Genomic DNA, 20,609 nt, shown 5'->3' with positions numbered 1-20,609 from the left:
CCGGTCAGCGACCGGCGAGCCCGGCGAACCGGGTGGCGGCGGGGGCGGTGGCCCGCAGGTGGATGTTCTGCAGCAGCCCGATGGCGAGCATGCCGGCGAACATCGAGGAGCCGCCGTACGACACGAACGGCAGCGGGACGCCGGTGACCGGCATGATGCCCAGGCACATGCCGATGTTCTGGAACGCCTGGAACCCGAACCAGCAGGCGATGCCGGCGGCGGCCACCCGGCCGAAGACGTCGTCGGTGCGCGCGGCGATCACGAGCGCGCGCCACAGGACGACGACGAGCAGGCCGATGAGCAGGCCGGCGCCGAGCAGCCCGAGCTCCTCGCCGGCCACGGTGAAGATGAAGTCGGTGTGCTGCTCGGGGACGAAGCCCGAGCGGGTCTGGGAGCCGTCGAAGAGGCCCTGGCCGAAGAGCCCGCCGTTGCCGACGGCGATCCGCGCCTGCTCGACGTTGTAGCCGGCGCCGCGGGGGTCGAGGTCGGGGTTGGTGAAGGCGAGGAACCGGTCGACCTGGTACTGCTTGAGCGCTCCGGCGGCGACCGCCGCGACGGCCGCGGTGACGCCCCCGCCGACCAGGAGCAGCAGCCAGCGGCGCGGCGCGCCGGAGACCGCGAGCACGCCGAAGACGGTCGCGGAGAGCACGAGCATCGTGCCGAGGTCGGGCTGCAGCATGATCAGCGCCGCGGGCAGGCCGGCGATGGCCAGCATGCCGGCCACCTCCCCCGTCCCGACGCGGGCCCGCCAGCGCCCCTCGGCGCGCTCGGCGACGAGGAGCGCCATGCCGATCACGACCGCGAGCTTGGCGAACTCCGAGGGCTGGATCGACATCCCGCCCAGGTTGATCCACGACCGCGACCCGTTGATCGTGCTGCCCAGCGGGGAGAGCACCAGGCCGAGCCCGACGATCGAGGCGAGGTAGACCAGCGGCGCGACGATGCGCACCCACCGGTGGTCGGTGGCCATGACCAGGACCATCAGCACGACGCCGATGGCGACGTTCGTGACGTGCTTGGAGAGGTACGCCGTGGAGTCGCCGCCGGTGAGCGTGTCGCGGGCCGAGGTGGCTGACCACACCAGCAGCGTGCCGAGCACCACGAGGGCCAGCACGGCGCCGGTGAGCCACCAGTCGAGCCCGGGCGCCCGCACCGTGGTGCCGAGCCGGGTCCGGCCAGCGGTCCGCGACGCGGTCCCGCCGGCGGGCCGGACGGCGACGCGCGGGGTGAGTCGCGTGACGGTCATCGGCCCTCCTCCTGCTGCTCGGAGCGGCCCGGCGGCAGGATCGAGCCGTCGGCCATGAACGTCGGGAGCCCGGCCGGCGGCTCGGTGCCGGGGATGAACGCCTTGCGCGGGTCCACGGTGGCGCCCTCGACGCCGTACAGCGCCTCGTAGATGCGTCGGATGGAGTCGCCGTTGCGGCCCGAGCCGGTGCCGCCCTGGCTGACCATCATCACCACGACGTAGTCGTCGGTGTAGGAGGCGACCCACGAGGTCGACTGCTTGCCGTAGACCTCGGCCGAGCCGGTCTTGGACCGGATGTCGACCTCCTCGAGCGGGAAGCCGGGCAGCTTCCAGCTCATCGTGCCGCGGCTGCTGACGCCCTTCAAGGCGGTGTCGATGTAGTCGAGGACCGACGCGGGCAGGCCGACGGAGCCGACCTTCTTGGGCCTGATCTCGCGGATGGTCTTGCCGGTCGGGTCGACGATCGCCTTGCCGACCCGGGGCGCCCACAGGGTGCCGCCGTTCGCGAGCGCGGCGTACGCGCGCGCCAGCTGCAGGGGCGTGACGATCGTGTCGCCCTGGCCGATGGCGAAGTTGACCGCGTCACCGGCGCGGTAGGCGAAGCCCTCGATGCAGAACTCGCGGGCGAACCGGTAGACGAAGTCGGAGGTCTTCGCGTCCTGCGGCTCGTCGGCGATGCCGCAGTAGTAGTCCTTCATCGAGTCGTAGTAGGCGCGCTTCCACTTCCGGTCGGCGATCCGGCCGGAGGCCTCGCCGGGGAGGTCGATGCCGGTCTCGTCGCCGAAGCCGAAGGTCTTGGCCTCCTCGACCAGCGGGTCCTTGGCCTCGACGTCGTCGACGTCGGAGCCGAAGCGCTGCCAGTAGTCGTAGCCGATCCGGTAGAAGAAGGTGTTGCAGGAGACCTCGAGCGCCTTGTCGAAGCCGATCGAGCCGTAGGCGCCGGACTCGTAGTTCTTGAACACGCGGTTGCCGACCTGGAAGCCCGAGGAGCAGGCCAGCCGGGTGTCCTCGGTGTAGCCGTTGGTCAGCGCGCCGGCCGTCATGAACGGCTTCCACGTCGAGCCAGGGGCGAACTGGCCCTGGGTGGCGCGGCCGAGCAGCGGGGTGCCGGCGGCCTCGGAGTACAGGTGCGCGAGCTGCTTCTTGGTGATCCCGCCGACCCAGACGCCGGGGTCGTACGTCGGCTGGCTGGCCATGGCGACGACCCGGCCGGTGTCGGCCTCCATCACCACGACCGCGCCCGAGTCGGCCTCGTAGCGGCGGCCGGTGACGGTGTCGACCTCGGTGCGGGCCTGCTGCAGCGTGGCGGCGAGCTCCTTCTCGACCAGGCCCTGGACGCGGGCGTCGATCGAGGTGACCAGCGTCGCGCCCGGGGTGGCCTCGACCTCCCCGTCGTCGCCGAGCACGCGACCCATCGAGTCCACGGCGACGCTGCGGTAGCCGGGCATCCCGCGCAGCCAGCGGTCGTACTGCTTCTCCACCCCGGCCCGGCCCACCGACGAGGCGCCGTTGACCGACTCGTCTCCGTCCTCCTCGGCGGAGTCGAGCTCCTCCTCGGTGATCGGGCTGAGGTAGCCCAGCACGTGCGCGAGGTTCACGCCGTACGGCTCGGGGTAGTTGCGGACGGTCTGCTGCTCGGCCAGCACGGCCGGGAAGTCCTCGGGCTGCTCGAGGATGCGCAGGGCGACGGACTGCTCGACGTCGGAGGCGACCGGGACCGGCTGGTACGGCGAGCCGTTCCAGCACGCGCCCACGACGCTGCCCTTCGAGCCGCAGGTGACCAGCCGCTTGCGGATCATCCCCGCGCGCACCCCGCTGACCTGGGCGAGCCGCTCGACGAGCTTGTCCTGCTGGCCCTCGCCCATCTTGGCGAGCATGCCGCGGTCGACCGAGACCACCCAGGCGGTCCGGTTGGTGACCAGGGGGCGGCCCATGTCGTCGACGATGAGCCCGCGCTGGGGCTGGACGACGATGTCGCGCACCGACTGGTCGGCGGCCTGCGCGGTGTACCGCTCGCCGCTGACCACCTGCAGGTAGTACAGCCGCACGAAGAGGGTCGCGAACAGCGAGAAGACCAGCGCCTGCACGACGACGAGCCGGAGGCGGCTGCGGCGGCTGGCGGCCTCGGCGGCGCTCATGCGGAGGCCCGGGCCGGCTCGAGGCGGCGGAAGGCGCCCATCACCACCGGCAGCACGAGCGGGGTGAGCAGCACGTCCCAGAACACGCCGATCGCGATCACCTGCAGGACCTCGCCGACGCCCAGGGCGGGGTCCTGGAGGACGATCCCGGTGAGCGCGAAGACGGAGGTCCCGACGAACGACGACGCGGCGACGGTGGCGACGACCGACCCGGCGGTGGGCCGCACGTCCTGGCGCACCCGCCCGGCGACGTACCCCACCACGACGAGGGCCAGCGCCCAGCGCCCGGCGACGTGGTCGGCCGGGGGTGCGAGGTCGAGCACGACGCCGGCGACGAGGCCGAGGACCATGGCCGGCTCCGCGCCGCGGACGAGGCCGGTGGCGACGACGACCAGCAGGACGAGGTTCGGCACGACCCCCTCCCAGGCGAGGTGGGAGAAGACCGAGACCTGGAGGACGAGCGCGACGGCCACCGCCGCGACGGCCGCGGCCGTGCGGACCGGGCTCACCGGACGCTCCCGTCGGCCTCGATGACGGCACGGTCCGAGGCGGTGCCCGAGGGGACCACGACGCCGACGAGGTCGAGGGAGGAGAAGTCGACGTAGGGGTCGACGACGGCCCGCTGCGCGGTCTCCCGGAGGCTGGAGTAGACGGCCGTGACGCGGCCGATCGGGACGCCGGAGACGTACGGCGCGCCGCCCTCGCTCCCCCAGGTGACGACGGCGTCGTCCTTGCGGGGCACGTTGGCCTCGTCGATCAGCTCCAGGTCCAGGCGGCCGGTCGAGCCGAGCTGGCCGCGGCCCTTGACCGAGCCCAGCTCCATCGAGGAGCCGACGCGGCCGCCGACGACCGAGTCGGCGTCGACGATGAGCAGCACGGTGGCGGTGGTGCGCGTGACCCGGATGACGCGGCCGACCAGGCCGTCGTTGTTCATCACGGTCATGTCCGGGCGCAGGCCCGAGACGGAGCCGGCGTCGATGGTGACGGTGCTGGAGAACGACTGCGCCGGCGCGAGGCCGACCACGCGGGCCGGCACCAGCGAGTAGCCGAGGTCCTCGGCGGCCGCGGTCAGCCCGTCGTACTCGGTGAGCCGGTTGCGGTCGTAGTCGGCGGTGTTGACCTCGGTCCGGAGCCGGGCGTTCTCGGCCTCGAGGTCGCCGATCTCCTCGCGCAGGTCGCCGTGCGTGCGGAACCACGACGGCACCGCGGCGAACGGGCCGACCACCGCGGCCGCGCCCACCTCGACGGGGCCGAACACCTCGCCGAGCGCGCGGCGGACCGGCTCGACCGGCGAGCTGTCGCCGGCCTGGGAGTCCAGGGTGATCAGCGTGAGGCACGCCAGCAGGAGGGCGACGACCAGCGAGCGCCGGGGGCGGCCGCGGTCCTCGAGCCGCTCGGTGACGCGCCAACGCCGCTCGCGCGGGCCGCGCAGTCCGCGCTGCCGCTTGTCCTGGCCGGACTGCTGCCCGGCACCGCGCTGCACGCGCTCGAAGAGGTCGACCGCCATCAGAACCGCCTCGGCTCCGTGACGAGCACCTGCTGCAGCGCCTCGAACTCCTCCACGCACTTGCCGGCACCGAGCGCGACCGAGGTCAGCGGCTCCTCCGCGACGTGCACGGGCATGCCCGTCTCGTGGCGGATCCGCTCGTCGAGGCCGCGGAGCAGGGCGCCGCCGCCGGTGAGCACGATGCCGCGGTCCATGATGTCGCCGGCCAGCTCGGGCGGTGTCTGGTCGAGCGTCGCGCGCACCGCGTCGACGATGGCGTGCAGCGGCTCCTCGATCGCCTGGCGGATCTCCGAGCTCGAGACCACGACCGTGCGCGGGAGGCCCGAGACCATGTCGCGGCCGCGGATCTCGGCCTCCGGCTCCTCGGCCATCGGGAACGCCGAGCCCAGGGTCGTCTTGACCTCCTCGGCGGTGCGCTCCCCCAGCATCAGGGAGTACTCCTTCTTCATCCACGCCACGATCGCCGCGTCGAGGTCGTCCCCGGCCGTGCGCACGCTGAGGCTGGTCACGATCCCGCCCAGGGAGATGACCGCGACCTCGGTGGTGCCGCCGCCGACGTCGACGACCATGTTGCCGGTGGCCTGGTGCACCGGCAGCCCCGCGCCGATCGCCGCGGCCATCGGCTCCTCGACGATGTAGACGCGCCGGGCGCCGGCCTGGTAGCCGGCCTCCTTGACCGCGCGCTGCTCGACCGCGGTAATGCCGCTGGGCACGCAGATGACCATGCGCGGCTTGGCGAAGTACCGCCGCTTGTGGACCTGCTGGATGAAGAACCGCAGCATCTGCTCGGTGGCCTCGAAGTCGGCGATGACGCCGTCCTTGAGGGGCCGGATCGCGGTGATCCCGTCCGGGGTGCGCCCGATCATCCGCTTGGCCTCGTGCCCGACCGCGAGCACCTCGCCGGTGGAGACGTTCATCGCCACGACGCTCGGCTCGTCGAGCAGCACGCCCTTGCCGCGGACGTAGACGAGCGTGTTGGCGGTGCCGAGGTCCACGGCCATGTCGCGGCCGATGAAGCTGTTCGCCATGCCTGGTGCCTCGCAGGTCCGTCGCGTCCGGGGAAGTCGCGGGCGCACGACGTACCGCAGCGCCCACCGGGAGCGTAAGGACCGCGCGCCGTCCTCCCGTGGAGGCACGCCGCGCGTCGGTGTGTCAGGTGTGGCGGGTGTGGTCGGGCGCGTCGGCGAGGTTCAACATCCCAGGTTCACTTGGGATGTTGACGCTTCCCTGCTGTTGCAACACCAGAGAACCTTCAACATCCCACGTTCACTTGGGATGTTGCAGGTCCCAGGAGCCCCACGAGTCACAGGAGCCCCAGGCCCGAGCGGGGCGGGGCGCGGCTTCAGAGGGTGAGCTGCGGGAACCAGATCGCGATCTCGCGGGCGGCGGACTCGGGCGAGTCGGAGCCGTGGACGAGGTTCTCGCGGTTGGAGAGCGAGAGGTCGCCGCGGATGGTGCCGGGAGCGGCCTTGCGGCCGTCGGTGGCGCCGTTGAGGGCGCGCACGACCTCGATCGCGCTGTCGCCCTCGAGGACCAGGGCGACCAGCGGGCCGCTGGTGACGAAGTCGCGCAGCGGCGGGTAGAAGTCGCGCTCGACGTGCTCGGCGTAGTGCTCGTCGGCCTTGGCGGCGTCGATGTGCCGCAGCTCCATCGCGACGAGGGAGAGGCCCTTGGCCTCGAACCGGGACAGGACCTCGCCGACCAGGCCGCGGCGGACGGTGTCGGGCTTGAGGAGGACGAGGGTGCGCTCGGTCATGGCACGGACCCTATCGAGCCGCCAGGTCGCGCACACGGGCAGCCACGTCCTCGGGTACCGGTCCGTCCGCCTCTGGCGCCGGCACCACCGCCCCGGCCACGCGCCGCAGCGGCACGTGACCGGCCCAGGTGCCCGCCGCGACGTCCTCGGCGTCGTCATTGGGACCGCCCGCGCGCGCCTTCATCGACGCCTCGTGGAGGGGTACGGCGAGCACGGCGGTCGCCGCGAGCTCCTTGCGCGTGCTGGGGCGCAGGGTCGCCGCCCGACCGGGGACCATCTGGTCGACGACGAGGTCCAGGGCACGGGCGCGCTCGGCCTCGTCCTCCACCAGGCGGGCGGTGCCGATGACGACGGCCGAGCGGTAGTTCATCGAGTGGTGGAAGGCCGACCGGGCGGTGACCAGCCCGTCCAGCTCGGTGACGGTCACGCAGACCGTGGAGCCGACGGCGGCCCGCAGCCAGACCGAGGCCACCGAGCCGTGCACGTAGAGCGAGCCGCCCTCGTCCGGGCCGGCCGGGTCCACGGCGTACGCGCAGGGCAGCACGAGCGGGTGGTCCCCCACGACGACCCCGACGTGTGCCACCAGCCCGTCGGCGAAGAGGTCGTGCAGGCGCTCGCGGGCGTCCACGACGCGCTCCCTCCCGCGCCGGACGGTCGTGCGGGCGGTCGGGGACAGCGGGGCGGCGTTCGTCGTCACTGCTCCAGGATGCCCGCGAAGTGGCCTAGACTCAGCAGCCACTTCGGCACGAAAGAGGCAGGCCATTGGCACGGACGCTCGCCGTCGTCCTCGACCGCGCTGACCACCGCACCCTCGGCGCCCAGCTCGCCGACGAGGTACGTCGCCAGGTCGGTGACGGGCGGCTGCCGGTCGGGACGCGCCTGCCCAGCACGCGCGCGCTCGCGGCGGACCTCGGCGTCGCCCGCGCGGTGGCCGAGCGCGCCTACGCCCAGCTCGTCGCGGAGGGCTGGCTGGAGGGCCGTCACGGCGCCGGGACGTTCGTCGCCGGGGGCACCGGTCTCGCTCCCCCGCCGCGCCGCCGCCCGGCTCCCGCGTCCGCCGGCTCGCCGCTCGTCCGGCTGGGCACGGGCACGCCCTGGATCGACCCGCGGTACGCCGACGCGTGGCGGCGTGCGTGGCGCGACGTGGGTGCGGCCCGCCCGCCCGAGGGCTACGACGACCCGCGCGGCTTGCCGGCGCTGCGGGTCGAGCTCGCCGCCCGCCTCGCGCGCACCCGCGGCCTCGACGTCGAGCCCGACGACGTGCGCATCACGACGGGGACGGGTGACGGCCTGCGCCACGTCCTCGCCGCCCTGCCGCCGGGCGCCGTGGGCGTGGAGGACCCCGGCTACCGCTCCGCGGCCGCGGTCGCGGAGCTGCTCGGCCGGACCGTGGTGGACCTGCCGGCCGCCGACCCCGCCGGCTGGGACCTCACCGGGCTCGCGGCGGCGTACGTCACGCCCGCCCACCAGCACCCGCTCGGCCACACGATGCCGGGCCAGGCGCGGGTCGCCCTGCTCGCTGCGGCCCGGGACGCCGGCGCGCTCGTCGTCGAGGACGACTACGACTCCGAGTTCCGCTACGACGTGGCGCCCGTGCCCGCCCTCGCGAGCCTGGACCGGGAGCGGGTCGCCTACCTCGGGACGGCGAGCAAGACCGTCGCCCCGAGCATGCGGCTGGGGTGGCTGGTCGCACCGCCGGCGGTGCTCGACCGGGTCGACCGGACGCGGGAGGTGACCCACGACGCCGCGGCGTGGCCGGTGCAGCGGGCCTTCCTCTCCCTGCTGCGCGAGGGGTACGTCGAGCGGGTCGTCCGCTCCGCCCGGCGCCGCTACGCCCAGCGCGCGGAGCTCGTCGCCACCGCGCTCGAGCCGTACGGCGACCTGGCCGGGCCGGTCGCCGGGATGTACGCCACGCTCCGCCTCGACGAGGCCGACGCGCTGCGGGCGCACGCGGCCGCGCGGGCCGCCGGGTTCGACGTGCCGCTGCTGGCCGACCACTGCCGCAGCGCCGGCCTGCACGGGCTCGTCGTCGGGTTCGGCGGGTGCACCGACCAGCAGCTGGCGCAGGCGCTGCGTGCGCTGACGACCGCGCTGGCGTGAGCCGGGGCCTCAGGGCTCGGGGGTCGTCCCGGGTGCGGGCGTGCCCTGCTCGGCGGCGAAGGCGGCGTACGCCTCGGCGCGCTCCCGCTCGATCTTGCGGCCGAGGAGGTCGGCGGTCCCCCACAGCAGCGCGAAGATGCCGCCGAGGACGAACATGATCGGGACGACGAAGCCGAGCGCGACCGCGGCCAGCTGCACCGCCCACCCGGCGCCGTACGCCCAGGGCTTGCGGAGCATCCCCGAGAGCAGCAGGCACACGACCATCAGGCCGAGCCCGATCGAGAGCGCGACGCCGGTGTCGACGTCGGCCACCGAGATCATCACCGGCGTGGTCAGGCCCAGAGCGATCGCCTCGAGGCAGAGGATCGCCGCGCACATGCCGCGTCGCGGCGAGCGCTGCTCGGGGTTGCTCATCGGGCTCCTCCCAGCAGCGTGCGCGCCTCGCCGACGGTCACGACGGAGCCGGTGACCAGCACGGCGCCGGACCCCAGCGGGCTGCCGACCGCCTCGCCCGCCTCGGCCAGCGCGGCCGCGGCGTCGATGGCGTCCGCGAGGCGGGGCGAGACCGAGACCCGGTCCTCGCCGTAGATGCCGCGGGCGACCTCGGCCAGCTCCTCGGCGGGCATCGCCCGGTCGGTGCCGTTCTGGGTGCAGACGACGTGGGCCAGCGAGGGCTCGAAGGCCGCGAGCAGGCCCTCGGCGTCCTTGTCGGCCATCACCCCGAGGACCCCGATCAGCGGGGAGAAGGTGAAGGAGTCCTCGATCGCCGCGGCCGTGGCCTCGGCGCCGGCGGGGTTGTGCGCGGCGTCGAGCAGGACCGTGGGCGAGCGCCGCACGACCTCGAGCCGGCCGGGCGAGGTCACCTCGGCGAACGCCGCCCGGACGAGGTCCTCGTCGAGCGGCTGGCCCTCGTCGCCCCCGGCGAGGAACGCCTCGACCGCGGCCAGCGCGACCGCGGCGTTCTGCGCCTGGTGCGCGCCGTGGAGGGGCAGGAAGACGTCGTCGTAGCGGCCGCGCAGCCCCTGCAGCGAGACCAGCTGGCCCCCGACGCCGGGCACCCGGGAGACCACGCCGAACTCCAGGCCCTCGCGGGCCACCGTCGCGCCGACCTCGGCCGCGCGCTCGAGCAGCACCGCCGCTGCCTCCGGCGGCTGCTGGGCGAGGACCACCTGGGCGCCGGGCTTGATGATCCCGGCCTTCTCCTGGGCGATCGCGGCGACCGACCCCCCGAGGTAGCGGGTGTGGTCGATGGCGATCGGCGTCACCACGGCGACCGCGCCGTCGGCGACGTTGGTGGCGTCCCACGTGCCGCCCATGCCCACCTCGACGATCGCGACCTCGACCGGGGCGTCGGCGAACGCGGCGTACGCCATGCCGACGACGGTCTCGAAGAACGACAGCGGGTGCGGCTGGTCCTCGTCGACCAGGTGGGTGTACGGCGCGACGTCGTTGAACGCGGCCACGAACGCCTCGTCGTCCAGCGGCTCGCCGTCGATGCTGATCCGCTCGTTCATCCGCTCGACGTGCGGGCTGGTGAACCGACCGGTGCGCAGCTCGAGCCCGCGCAGCAGGGCGTCGACCATCCGCGAGGTCGAGGTCTTGCCGTTGGTGCCGGTCAGGTGGATGACCGGGTAGGCGGCCTGCGGGTCGCCGAGCAGCTCGGTGAAGGCGCGGATGCGGTCGAGGGACGGCTCGAGCCGGGTCTCGGGCCACCGGGACAGGAGCGCGTCCTCCACCTCGGCGAAGGTCTCGGCGAGGCGGGGGGCGTCGGGGGCGGTGGAGTCGGTCATCGTCCCCGAGTCTAGGGAGCCCGGAACCGGTGACAGGAACTGGAACGCGTTCTAGGTTGGCCGCATGCGCACCACGGTCGCCGTCGTGAACGGCCCAGGACAGGACTTCGCCCTCGAGGAGGTCGAGCTCGAGGGGCCGCGCGCCGACGAGGTGCTCGTCCGGGTCGTGGCGACCGGGCTCTGCCACACCGACGTCACGATGGCCTCCATGCTGCCGGCCGAGATGTACCCCCACGTGTTCGGGCACGAGGGAGCCGGCGTCGTCGAGGCGGTCGGCCCCGACGTCGCCGGGATCCAGGTGGGCGACCACGTGGTCCTCTCCTTCCGCTCCTGCCGGCAGTGCGACCGCTGCCGGGCCGGCGAGGTCGGCTACTGCGAGTCCTCGCTGCTGCTCAACTACATGGGCATGCGGATGGACGGCTCGACGGCGTACTCCCGCGACTCCGGCCCGGTCTTCTCCCACTTCTTCGGGCAGTCCTCCTTCTCCCGGCACGCCCTCGCGTACGCCGACAACTGCGTGGTGGTCGACCGGGAGCTCGACCTCACCCGGGTCGCGCCGTACGGCTGCGGCTTCCAGACCGGCGCCGGCACCGTGCTCAACGTCCTGCGGCCCGGGCCCGGGGACAGCCTGGTGGTGTGGGGCGCGGGCGCCGTCGGGCTGGCCGCGGTCGCCGCGGCGGCGACGACCGGCACCGGCACGGTCGTGGCCGTCGACCTGGTCGCCGACCGGCTCGAGCGGGCCGCCGCGCTCGGCGCGGTCACCGTCGACCCCTCGACGCCGGGCGAGCAGCCGGTCGTCGACCGGGTCAAGGAGCTCACCGGCGGCGGGGCGACGTACGGCATCGACACCACCGCGGTGCCGGCCGTGGTCAAGCAGGCCCAGCAGGCGCTCGGCGTCCGGGGTGAGCTCGTCGTGCTGGGCCTCGGCGCCGAGGAGTACCAGCTCGACGCGATCGACATGCTGCAGAACGGCAAGGTCGTCAAGGGCTCGATCGAGGGCGACTCGGACCCCCAGGAGATGGTGCCGCGGCTGATCGCGATGAACGCCGTGGGCAGCTTCCCCGTCGACGACTGGATCCGCACCTACTCCTTCGAGGACATCGGCACCGCGGTGGCCGACCTGCACGACGGCAGGGTCGTCAAGGCCGTCCTGGTCTGGTGAGTCAGCGCACCAGCAGGTTGACGGTCTCCGCGACCGGGCGGTAGCCGATCGCGGCGTAGACCCGGTTCGACGTCGGGTTGGCCTGGTCGGTGTAGAGGCAGGCGCGGTCCCCCGCCTCGAGCACCCGCCGGGTCACCTGCGCGACGGCGGCGCGCGCGTACCCGTGGCTGCGGTGCCCGCGCGGGGTGAAGACCGGGCCGACCCGGACCACGCCGTACGCCGGCTCGCTGTGCGCCGTCAGGTGCACCACCTCACCGTCCGCGGACTCCCACAACCACAGCAGTCCCCGCTCCACCCGGGCCGCCATCCCCTCCGCGGTCTCGCCGTCCATCGGGTGCGCACCCTCGCGACCGCCCTGCTCGGCCGCGTCGAGCGCGAACGCCTCGAACCACGCCAGGCACAGCGGTACGTCGCCGGGCGTCGCGGCCCGCAGGCGGCCCGCGGCCGCGTGGTCGACGAGACCGTCGAGGGCCGGCAGCTCCCACAGCCGCAGGTGCTCCTCGACGACGACCCGACCGCCGGTGAGCCCGGCCAGCTCGTCCGCGACGACCCGCGCCGCGGGCAGCGAGCCGTTGACCGCGGCGAGCCGCTCGCCGCGCTCGTGCAGCACGCGCGCGAGCGTCCGCGCCGCGGGCGCCGGCGTGGGCAGGACGTAGGCGGGGTGCGGCGCGAACGGCGCCGTGCGCATCGCGGCACCGACGACGGTCCCGTCGGCATCGCGGACCACCGCCCACCAGCGCGGGTGGCGCCCTGACGGCGGCACCCCGCGCGCGTCGTCGTCGGCCGCCCGCCGCGTCACCGTGGCCACCACGGTGGTCACGACGGGGTCGGCCGCCAGGTGCTCGCCGGCCTCGGCGAGGAAGGCGGCCGGGTCGGTCGTGATCGTGATGTGGTGGGGATCCGGCTCGGGCATGCCGGGGAGGGTATGCACCCGTGCCCGGCGAACGGCAACCGGTTTCCGCAGGTCGGAGCGGCCGAACTAGGCTTCGCCCATGACCGAGACCCCTCAGCAGCAGGCCCCCGACACGCCGAGCGCCCCTCGCGCGCTCGCCGTACCGGAGAAGCCCGCGTTGGAGGGGCTCGAGCAGAAGTGGGCCGAGCACTGGAAGACCGAGCAGACCTACGCCTTCGACCGCACCCAGCCGCGGGAGAACGTCTTCTCGATCGACACCCCGCCCCCGACCGTCAGCGGCAGCCTGCACGTCGGCCACGTCTTCTCCTACACCCACACCGACGTCGTCGCGCGCTTCCAGCGGATGCGCGGCAAGTCGGTCTTCTACCCGATGGGCTGGGACGACAACGGCCTGCCCACCGAGCGCCGGGTGCAGAACTACTTCGGCGTGCGCTGCGACCCCTCGCTGCCCTACGACCCCGACTTCACCCCACCGGAGAAGCCGGACCCGAAGAAGCAGGTGCCGATCAGCCGGCCCAACTTCGTCGCCCTGTGCGAGCGGCTGGTCGAGCAGGACGAGCAGGTCTTCGAGTCGCTGTGGCGCACCCTCGGCCTCTCGGTCGACTGGGACCAGCACTACACGACCATCGGCCCCAAGGCGCAGACCGCCAGCCAGCGCGCCTTCCTGCGCAACTTCGCCCGTGGGGAGGCCTACCTCCAGGAGGCGCCGACCCTCTGGGACGTCACCTTCCAGACCGCCGTCGCGCAGGCCGAGCTCGAGGCGCGCGAGTACGCCGGCGCCTACCACCGCGTGGCCTTCCACCAGGCCGACGGCACTGCCGTCCACATCGAGACGACCCGGCCCGAGCTGATCCCGGCCGTCGTCGCCCTGATCGCGCACCCCGACGACGAGCGCTACCAGCCGCTGTTCGGCACGACCGTCGCCTCGCCGGTCTTCGGCGTCCAGGTGCCGGTCCTCCCCCACCCGGCCGCGGAGATGGACAAGGGCGCGGGCATCGCCATGTGCTGCACCTTCGGCGACCTCACCGACGTGCAGTGGTGGCGCGAGCTGCAGCTGCCCGTCCGCACCGTCATCGGTCGCGACGGCCGCCTGCTCCGCGAGACCCCGGAATGGCTCGCGGCCGCGCCGGCCGCGGCGGCGTACGAGCGCCTCGCGGGGAAGACGACGTTCTCCGCCCGCGAGGAGATGGTCGGGCTGCTCCGCGAGAGCGGCGACCTCGACGGCGACCCGAAGCCCACCCAGCGGATGACGAACTTCTTCGAGAAGGGCGACAAGCCGCTCGAGATCGTCGCGACGCGGCAGTGGTACATCCGCAACGGCGGTCGCGACGCCGGCCTGCGCGACGAGCTGGTCGCCCGCGGGTCGGAGATCACCTGGGTCCCCACCCACATGAAGCACCGCTACGACAACTGGGTCGGCGGCCTGAACGGCGACTGGCTGATCTCGCGCCAGCGCTTCTTCGGCATCCCGTTCCCGGTCTGGTACCCGCTGGACGACCAGGGCGAGCCCGACTACGACCACCCGCTGCTGCCCAGCGAGGCCGAGCTCCCGGTCGACCCCTCGACCGACGCTCCGCGCGGGTACGGCGAGGACCAGCGCGGCCGCGCCGGCGGGTTCATCGGCGACCCCGACGTGATGGACACCTGGGCCACCTCCTCCCTCACCCCGCAGATCGCCGGCGGCTGGGAGGACGACCCCGACCTCTTCGAGCGGGTCTTCCCGATGGACCTGGCCACTCAGGCCCACGACATCATCCGCACCTGGCTGTTCTCCCGGGTCGTGCGCGCCCACTTCGAGCAGGGCGTCACACCGTGGACCCACGCGCTGATCTCCGGCTTCGTGGTCGACCCCGACCGCAAGAAGATGTCGAAGTCCAAGGGCAACGTCGTGGTCCCCACCGAGATCCTCGACAAGTTCGGCGCGGACGCCGTCCGCTGGCGGGCCGCCATGTCGCGGCCCGGGCTGGACTCGCCATTCGACGAGAGCCAGATGAAGGTCGGCCGCCGGCTGGCGATGAAGGTCCTCAACGCCTCGAAGTTCGTCCTCGGCGGCGTCGGCGCCACCGAGCTCAACGCCTTCGAGGTCTCCGAGCCGGTCGACTGCGCGCTGCTCGCCCGCCTGGCCAACGTGGTCACCCGTGCCACGGACGCGTTCGAGGCCTACGACTACACGACCGCCCTCGAGGCCGTGGAGAAGTTCTTCTGGGAGTTCTGCGACGACTACCTCGAGCTGGTCAAGGAGCGCGCGTACGACGAGGACGGCGGCCCCGCCACCGCCTCGGCGCGCGCGACCCTCGCGCTGGCCCTCGAGGTGCAGCTGCGCCTGCTCGCGCCGTTCCTCCCCTACGTCACCGAGGAGGTCTGGTCGTGGTGGCGCCCCCGCGGCGACGACCACGGCTCGATCCACCGTGCGCCGTGGCCGACCGAGCTGGACCTCGGCTCCGCCGCGGCCGCCGACCCGAGCACCGTCGACGCCGTCGCCTCCGCGCTCGCGGGCATCCGCGGCGCCAAGTCCCAGGCGAAGGTCTCCATGCGTGCCGAGCTCTCCCGCGTGGAGGTGACCGGGCCGGAGGCGCTGGTCCGCGCGGCCGAGGTCGCCGCGGACGACCTGCGCCGCAGCGGCAAGGTCGTCGGTGACCTGGTGTTCACCGTGGACGGCTCGACCACCGAGCTGTCCGTCGCCGCCGAACTCGCGCCGGTCGCCGAGGCCTGAGCGGGCCCGCAGCCGCTGGGCTGCCCGCCGGCCGGCCCCGTCAGGGGGTCGGCGACCCGGTGGGCTGCCCGGTGGGATGCCCGGTGGGCTGCTCGACCGGCCGTTCCGCGCCGCCGCTCGGACCGGGCGACCCGGTCGGTGACCCCGTGGGCGTGGGGTCGGGCGACGTGGTCGGTGACGGGCTCGGCTGACCGCTGGGCGAGGGCTCCGTCGGGCTGGGCTCCTCCGAGGGGCCGGCGGTGGGCGCGAGCTCGGTCGGCGGCGCCTGCTCCCCCGGGCCGGACGCCGGGGGCTGGGCAGCACCGCTGCCCAGGAACGCCGCGAGCCCCGGGATCACGTCGATGAGGCCGGGCGGCAGGCCGTCGGCGGCGATGGCCGGCACGTCGCCCTCCGAGGGGCGCTCGGACGGACCACCGGCGCCGCTGGTGGGGGTCGTCGGGGTCGGCGCGCCCGCGGGCGCGCCGGAGGACGGCGGGGGCGACGGGGCGACCGCGCGCGGCACCTGGACCGAGGGGGTGCTCGTGGCCGCGACCGTGTCGCTCGTGCGGCCGGCCCGGTCGCCGTACAGCGACTGGGCGGCGACGGCACCGGCGACCACCGTCACGATGACGAAGGCCGCGAGGGGCGCCTGGTGCTGGGTGGCCACGGCTCTTCCCTTCCTGCCCGATCAGGAGTACTGCGGTCGACGAGCACGAGTGTCCCCCACCTCGAGTGTGCGCGCCGCATCCGCGCAGCGGAATGGCCCGATCGGGCCACGCCGGGGGGCCATCGGACACCTGACCGGTGGCCGGTCAGCCGGTCGCCCAGCCGGTCGACGGACCGCGCCTGCCGGGCCGGGGTCGGACCCCGGCCCGGCGGCTCAGGCCGACTTCTTCTTCTTGGTCTCGACCTCGCGCGGGACGAGGGTGGGCGCCGCCACACCCTCGACGACGTCACCGGTCAGGACGACCTTGGCGATGTCGCCGCGGGAGGGCACGTCGTACATCACGTGGAGGAGGACCTCCTCGATGATCGCCCGCAGGCCACGCGCACCGGTGCCCCGCTCGAGCGCCTTGTCGGCGATCGCGGCGATGGCGTCCTCGGTGAACTCCAGGTCGACGCCGTCGAGCTCGAAGAGCTTCTGGTACTGCTTGACCAGCGCGTTGCGCGGCTCGGTCAGGATCTGCACCAGCGCCTCCTGGTCGAGCTTGTTGACGCTCGCGATCAGGGGCAGGCGGCCGATGAACTCGGGGATCAGGCCGAACTTGGTGAGGTCCTCGGGGCGGACCTGCTGGAGCAGGTCGTCGGCCTCGCGCTCGGCCTGGCCGCGGACGTCGGCGGTGAAGCCCAGGGTCTTCTTGCCCACCCGCTGCTCGATGATGTGCTCGAGCCCGGCGAAGGCGCCGCCGACCACGAACAGGATGTTCGTGGTGTCGATCTGGATGAACTCCTGGTGCGGGTGCTTGCGGCCGCCCTGCGGTGGGACCGAGGCGGTCGTGCCCTCGATGATCTTCAGCAGCGCCTGCTGGACGCCCTCGCCGGAGACGTCCCGGGTGATCGACGGGTTCTCGGCCTTGCGGGCCACCTTGTCGATCTCGTCGATGTAGATGATCCCCGTCTCGGCCTTCTTGACGTCGTAGTCGGCGGCCTGGATCAGCTTGAGCAGGATGTTCTCGACGTCCTCACCGACGTACCCGGCCTCGGTGAGCGCGGTGGCGTCGGCGATCGCGAAGGGGACGTTCAGCATCCGCGCGAGGGTCTGGGCGAGGTAGGTCTTGCCGCAGCCGGTGGGTCCGATCACGAGGATGTTGGACTTCGCGACCTCGACGACCTCCTCCTTGCTGTGCTTGCCCGCGACGGGCTGGAGGCCGGCCTGCACGCGCTTGTAGTGGTTGTACACCGCCACCGCGAGCGACTTCTTGGCCTGCTCCTGGCCGATCACGTAGGAGTTGAGGAACTCGAAGATCTCCTTGGGCTTGGGCAGCTCCTCGAGGCTGACCTCGGCGCCCTCGCTGAGCTCCTCCTCGATGATCTCGTTGCACAGGTCGATGCACTCGTCGCAGATGTAGACCCCGGGGCCCGCGATGAGCTTCTTGACCTGCTTCTGGCTCTTTCCGCAGAAGGAACACTTCAGCAGGTCGCCACCGTCACCGATACGCGCCACGGTCGGTCATCCTCCTCAACAGTGCTGAAACTCAGGAGACGGTACCCCGTGCCGGCCCCGCGAGGGGGCCGACACGGGGGACGCGTCAGGACGGCAGGAGCGCCGGGGTCGCCTTGCGGGACTCGACCACGGTGTCGATCAGGCCGTACTCGAGGGCCTGGTCGGCGGTGAGGATCTTGTCGCGCTCGATGTCGCGGCTGACCTGCTCCATGTCCTTGCCGGAGTGGGTGCTGATCATCCGCTCGAGCAGCTCGCGCATCCGCAGGATCTCGTTGGCCTGGATCTCGATGTCCGAGGTCTGGCCGAACGTGCCCTCGGTGTAGGGCTGGTGGATGAGGATCCGGCTGTTCGGGAGCGCGAGGCGCTTGCCCTTGGTGCCGGCGGCGAGCAGGATCGCGGCGGCCGAGGCGGCCTGCCCGATGCACACGGTCTGCACGTCGGGCTTGATGAAGTTCATCGTGTCGTAGATCGCCGTCAGCGCGGTGAACGAGCCACCGGGGCTGTTGATGTAGATCTGCACGTCCTGGTCGGGGTTCATCGACTCCAGGCACATCAGCTGCGCGATGACGGCGTTCGCGACGTCGTCGGAGATCGGCGTGCCGAGGTAGATGATCCGGTCCTCGAAGAGCTTCGCGTAGGGGTCGATGCGGCGGAACCCGTAGGAGGTCCGCTCTTCCCACTGCGGGATGTAGTAGTTCATGTTGTTCAGTCCTTCTGGTGGGCCGGGCGGCCGTCGTCGGCTGCCTCGCGGGCGGACTTGACGACCTGGTCGACGAGGCCGTACTCCTTGGCCTGGTCGGCGGTGAACCAGCGGTCGCGGTCGGCGTCGGCCTCGACCTGCTCGCGCGACTGGCCGGTGTGCTCGGCGATGAGGTCGAGCAGGACCTGCTTGATGTGCAGCGACTGCTGCGCCTGGATCTTGATGTCGGAGGCGGAGCCGCCCATGCCCGAGGAGGGCTGGTGCATCATGATCCGCGCGTGCGGCAGGGCGTAGCGCTTGCCCTTGGTGCCGGCGCAGAGCAGGAACTGGCCCATCGAGGCGGCCAGGCCCATGCCGACCGTCGCGACGTCGTTGGGGATGTAGTTCATGGTGTCGTAGATCGCCATGCCGGCGTCCACGGAACCACCCGGGCTGTTGATGTGCAGGAAGATGTCGGCCTCGGGGTCCTCGGCCGAGAGCAGCAGCAGCTGGGCGCAGATCGCGTTGGCGTTCTGGTCGCGGACCTCCGAGCCGAGGAACACGATCCGCTCGCGCAGCAGACGCTGGTAGATGTGGTCGTCGAGGACGTTCAGGCCTGCGCCGCCGTTCATCTCAGGGGCGCCGGAGAGGCTGGGGTTCTGGGTCACGTCGTCGACCCTAGCCCGCTGTCCCGACACTTCCACGGGTTCTCCCCCGCTGTTCGCCGACAGCGGATTTCGTCCCGCCGCGGGCGGGTTCGCGCCGCGGTCGGCGCGCGGGGCCGGTCACCCCTCGGCGGCCGTCCGGAGCCGCTCGACGGTGCGCGCCATGCCCTGTTCCAGCTCGTCGGCGTGCGCCGCGGAGCCGCCCAGGGCGAGCGGTGCGAAGACCGCGCTCACCCGCGTGAGGCGCCGCGGCACGGGGCGCCGGTGGACCACGCGCGTCGCGCGTCCCTGCGGCCCCTCCGGGGACAGCTCCCAGACCCAGCGCGCACCGCTGGACGTGGTCAGCCAGGCGAGCCGCAGGCCCGGGAGGAGCTCGTCGACGACGTTGCGGGTCGGCCACACGGCCAGGCCGCGACGGTTCACCCCGAGGTACCACTGCCCCACCCGCAGGCCGCCCGGCTTCAGCGGCACCATGCGCACCAGCTCCGGGCTCCACTCCCCCATCCGCGAGAGGTCGGTGAGCAGGGCCCACACGTGGGCGGGCGGTGCGTCGACGACGGCCTCGGCGCGCAGCTCGCGGTCCGGGGCGCCGGCGGGGGTTGCGGCAGGGGTTCCGGCGGCGGTCACGGCAGCCATCGTTCCATCGCGCGGTGGACCTCGGGGTGGTTGAGCAGCCCGAAGTGGTCGGTGCGTCCGACGTGCAGCACCTCGCCGCCCGGGAAGAGCGTGCGCCCCCGCCGGTCGCGGCCGTACGCCGACCGCGGCCGCACGAGCAGGTCGCCGACGACGTCACCCACCGGGTGCCGCTGGGACCGGGTCAGGGTCGCCGCGACGAGCCGGTAGCGGGCGTGCGGCAGCGGCGGCACGTCGTGGGCGAGGCCCGCCACCAGGTCGTGGACGCCGACGGAGCGCCAGTCCAGGACACGGCCGAAGGCAGCGGTCTCCGGCAGCACGCCGAGGCCCCGGCTGCCGTGGCCGATGCCGCGCGCGATGGGGGCGCCGAGGTGCGGGGTGCCCAGCGTGACCACGTCGCCGACCCGGTCGGTCCACGGCGCCGCGGCCTCCGTGGCCACCGCGCCGGCGGCGCGCACGACGAGCCCGCCCAGGGAGTGCCCGACCAGGGCCACCCGGTCGACCTCGACCGGCCACCCGTCCACCAGGCGCTGGAGCAGCGCGGACAGCGCCACGCCGTTCTCGCGCAGGCCCAGCCCGGTGTTGGCGCGCAGGAAGACCGGTGTCCACCCGCGGGCGGCCAGCGCCTCGCCGTACGTCGTCCCGGTGCGCTCGCGCCAGCGGTCCCAGTACGACTCGTTCTCGCACAGGCCGTGCAGGAACACGACGACCTTCCCGGTCGCCGCGGGGAACGCCGCGCCCAGGTCGTCGAGGGGCACGTCGGCCCCGTCCCGGCGCACCGCCATGGGGATCGCCATCTGCGGGCGCTCGCGCAGCAGCCGGTCGCCGATCAGCCCGTTGACCGCGGAGCTGACGAAGCGGCCCCGGGGGCCGTCCTCCAGCCGGGGTCCGACGCCGGTGGCCGCGGCGCGGTCCAGGCCGACCGAGGCGGCGCGCAGGCTCGCCGAGACGCCGGCGTACACCGCTCCGGCGATCCCGCGGTGGACCCGCTCCGGGACGCTCGAGGCGCCGCCCGTGACCCGCCGCGTGACGCCGTGGACACGGTCGGCCCACGCCTCGTGGGTGTCGCGCGCGCTGCGCACGACCAGCTCGTCGGCGACCTCGCTCAGCAGCGACAGCGCGTCGAGGTAGGTGGGACCGGAGGGCGGGGCGAGGGGCACGAGA

At 73.4% G+C, this 20,609-nt stretch carries 19 protein-coding genes; 3 read left to right on the top strand and 16 right to left on the bottom strand.

Annotation, left to right across the window (positions count from 1 at the left end; genetic code table 11):
* Window positions 1-4: 4 nt before the first annotated feature.
* From rodA to OSR43_RS06555, 7 genes are all read right to left on the bottom strand, one after another.
* On the bottom strand, window positions 5-1,246 hold the full coding sequence (rodA, locus tag OSR43_RS06585; RefSeq protein ID WP_302270394.1) for a rod shape-determining protein RodA: 1,242 nt from the start codon (window positions 1,244-1,246) through the stop codon (window positions 5-7).
* Window positions 1,243-3,384, bottom strand: coding sequence for a penicillin-binding protein 2 (mrdA, locus tag OSR43_RS06580; RefSeq protein ID WP_302270393.1), 2,142 nt, complete (start codon window positions 3,382-3,384; stop codon window positions 1,243-1,245). The genes rodA and mrdA overlap by 4 nt, the downstream gene beginning before the upstream one ends.
* The gene (gene mreD / locus OSR43_RS06575; RefSeq protein WP_302270391.1) at window positions 3,381-3,893 is read right to left on the bottom strand and encodes a rod shape-determining protein MreD; all 513 of its coding nucleotides are present in this window, start codon (window positions 3,891-3,893) and stop codon (window positions 3,381-3,383) included. Before mreD ends, mrdA begins: the two co-directional genes overlap by 4 nt.
* The gene (gene mreC / locus OSR43_RS06570; RefSeq protein ID WP_302270389.1) at window positions 3,890-4,891 is read right to left on the bottom strand and encodes a rod shape-determining protein MreC; all 1,002 of its coding nucleotides are present in this window, start codon (window positions 4,889-4,891) and stop codon (window positions 3,890-3,892) included. The genes mreD and mreC overlap by 4 nt, the downstream gene beginning before the upstream one ends.
* A complete protein-coding gene (locus tag OSR43_RS06565) occupies window positions 4,891-5,919 on the bottom strand; it encodes a rod shape-determining protein (RefSeq protein ID WP_302270388.1) in 1,029 nt (342 codons plus the stop codon). The genes mreC and OSR43_RS06565 overlap by 1 nt, the downstream gene beginning before the upstream one ends.
* A 314-nt stretch (window positions 5,920-6,233) precedes the next feature.
* Window positions 6,234-6,647 (bottom strand): nucleoside-diphosphate kinase, encoded by a 414-nt coding sequence (ndk, locus tag OSR43_RS06560; protein WP_302270387.1) that lies wholly within the window; start codon window positions 6,645-6,647, stop codon window positions 6,234-6,236.
* Window positions 6,648-6,657: 10 nt separating this feature from the next.
* Window positions 6,658-7,344 (bottom strand): pyridoxamine 5'-phosphate oxidase family protein, encoded by a 687-nt coding sequence (locus OSR43_RS06555; protein WP_302270385.1) that lies wholly within the window; start codon window positions 7,342-7,344, stop codon window positions 6,658-6,660.
* Between the two features lie 65 nt (window positions 7,345-7,409).
* Between OSR43_RS06555 and OSR43_RS06550 the strand changes: the two genes are divergently transcribed.
* The gene (locus OSR43_RS06550; protein WP_302270384.1) at window positions 7,410-8,747 is read left to right on the top strand and encodes a PLP-dependent aminotransferase family protein; all 1,338 of its coding nucleotides are present in this window, start codon (window positions 7,410-7,412) and stop codon (window positions 8,745-8,747) included.
* Window positions 8,748-8,756: 9 nt separating this feature from the next.
* Here OSR43_RS06550 and OSR43_RS06545 read toward each other — a convergent pair whose 3' ends face one another.
* Both OSR43_RS06545 and OSR43_RS06540 read right to left on the bottom strand, forming a co-directional pair.
* Entirely contained in the window at window positions 8,757-9,161 is a 405-nt protein-coding gene (locus OSR43_RS06545; protein ID WP_302270383.1) for a DUF4233 domain-containing protein, read from the bottom strand.
* Entirely contained in the window at window positions 9,158-10,537 is a 1,380-nt protein-coding gene (locus OSR43_RS06540) for a folylpolyglutamate synthase/dihydrofolate synthase family protein (protein WP_302270382.1), read from the bottom strand. The genes OSR43_RS06545 and OSR43_RS06540 overlap by 4 nt, the downstream gene beginning before the upstream one ends.
* Before the next feature lie 64 nt (window positions 10,538-10,601).
* On the opposite strand from OSR43_RS06540, the gene OSR43_RS06535 reads away from it, so the two are divergent.
* Window positions 10,602-11,699 carry an NAD(P)-dependent alcohol dehydrogenase gene (locus OSR43_RS06535; protein WP_302270381.1) on the top strand — a complete coding sequence of 366 codons (1,098 nt, stop codon included), beginning with the start codon at window positions 10,602-10,604 and terminating at the stop codon, window positions 11,697-11,699.
* 1 nt (window position 11,700) lies between these two features.
* Here the strand turns inward: OSR43_RS06535 and OSR43_RS06530 are convergent, their stop codons facing one another.
* The gene (locus OSR43_RS06530) at window positions 11,701-12,612 is read right to left on the bottom strand and encodes a GNAT family N-acetyltransferase (protein WP_302270380.1); all 912 of its coding nucleotides are present in this window, start codon (window positions 12,610-12,612) and stop codon (window positions 11,701-11,703) included.
* A gap of 79 nt (window positions 12,613-12,691) precedes the next feature.
* Here OSR43_RS06530 and valS point away from each other — a divergent pair, with 79 nt between their 5' ends.
* Entirely contained in the window at window positions 12,692-15,325 is a 2,634-nt protein-coding gene (gene valS / locus OSR43_RS06525; RefSeq protein WP_302270379.1) for a valine--tRNA ligase, read from the top strand.
* 40 nt (window positions 15,326-15,365) lie between these two features.
* Here the strand turns inward: valS and OSR43_RS06520 are convergent, their stop codons facing one another.
* The 6 genes from OSR43_RS06520 to OSR43_RS06495 form a co-directional block, all read right to left on the bottom strand.
* A complete protein-coding gene (locus OSR43_RS06520; RefSeq protein ID WP_302270378.1) occupies window positions 15,366-15,971 on the bottom strand; it encodes a hypothetical protein in 606 nt (201 codons plus the stop codon).
* A gap of 213 nt (window positions 15,972-16,184) precedes the next feature.
* Window positions 16,185-17,468 carry an ATP-dependent Clp protease ATP-binding subunit ClpX gene (gene clpX / locus OSR43_RS06515; protein ID WP_302270377.1) on the bottom strand — a complete coding sequence of 428 codons (1,284 nt, stop codon included), beginning with the start codon at window positions 17,466-17,468 and terminating at the stop codon, window positions 16,185-16,187.
* Window positions 17,469-17,553: 85 nt separating this feature from the next.
* Entirely contained in the window at window positions 17,554-18,168 is a 615-nt protein-coding gene (locus OSR43_RS06510) for an ATP-dependent Clp protease proteolytic subunit (protein ID WP_302270376.1), read from the bottom strand.
* A 5-nt stretch (window positions 18,169-18,173) separates the two neighbouring features.
* Window positions 18,174-18,779, bottom strand: coding sequence for an ATP-dependent Clp protease proteolytic subunit (locus OSR43_RS06505; protein ID WP_302271601.1), 606 nt, complete (start codon window positions 18,777-18,779; stop codon window positions 18,174-18,176).
* Window positions 18,780-18,932: 153 nt separating this feature from the next.
* Window positions 18,933-19,439, bottom strand: a complete 507-nt coding sequence (locus OSR43_RS06500; protein WP_302270375.1) for an SRPBCC family protein — start codon at window positions 19,437-19,439, stop codon at window positions 18,933-18,935.
* Window positions 19,436-20,605 (bottom strand): hypothetical protein, encoded by a 1,170-nt coding sequence (locus OSR43_RS06495; RefSeq protein ID WP_302270374.1) that lies wholly within the window; start codon window positions 20,603-20,605, stop codon window positions 19,436-19,438. The genes OSR43_RS06500 and OSR43_RS06495 overlap by 4 nt, the downstream gene beginning before the upstream one ends.
* Between the last annotated feature and the right edge of the window lie 4 nt (window positions 20,606-20,609).

Origin of the sequence: Nocardioides sp. Arc9.136, assembly GCF_030506255.1 — a bacterium.
GTDB lineage: Bacteria > Actinomycetota > Actinomycetes > Propionibacteriales > Nocardioidaceae > Nocardioides.
Note: the sequence above shows the minus strand (reverse complement) of the source record. Positions and strands in the feature narration are given on the sequence as shown.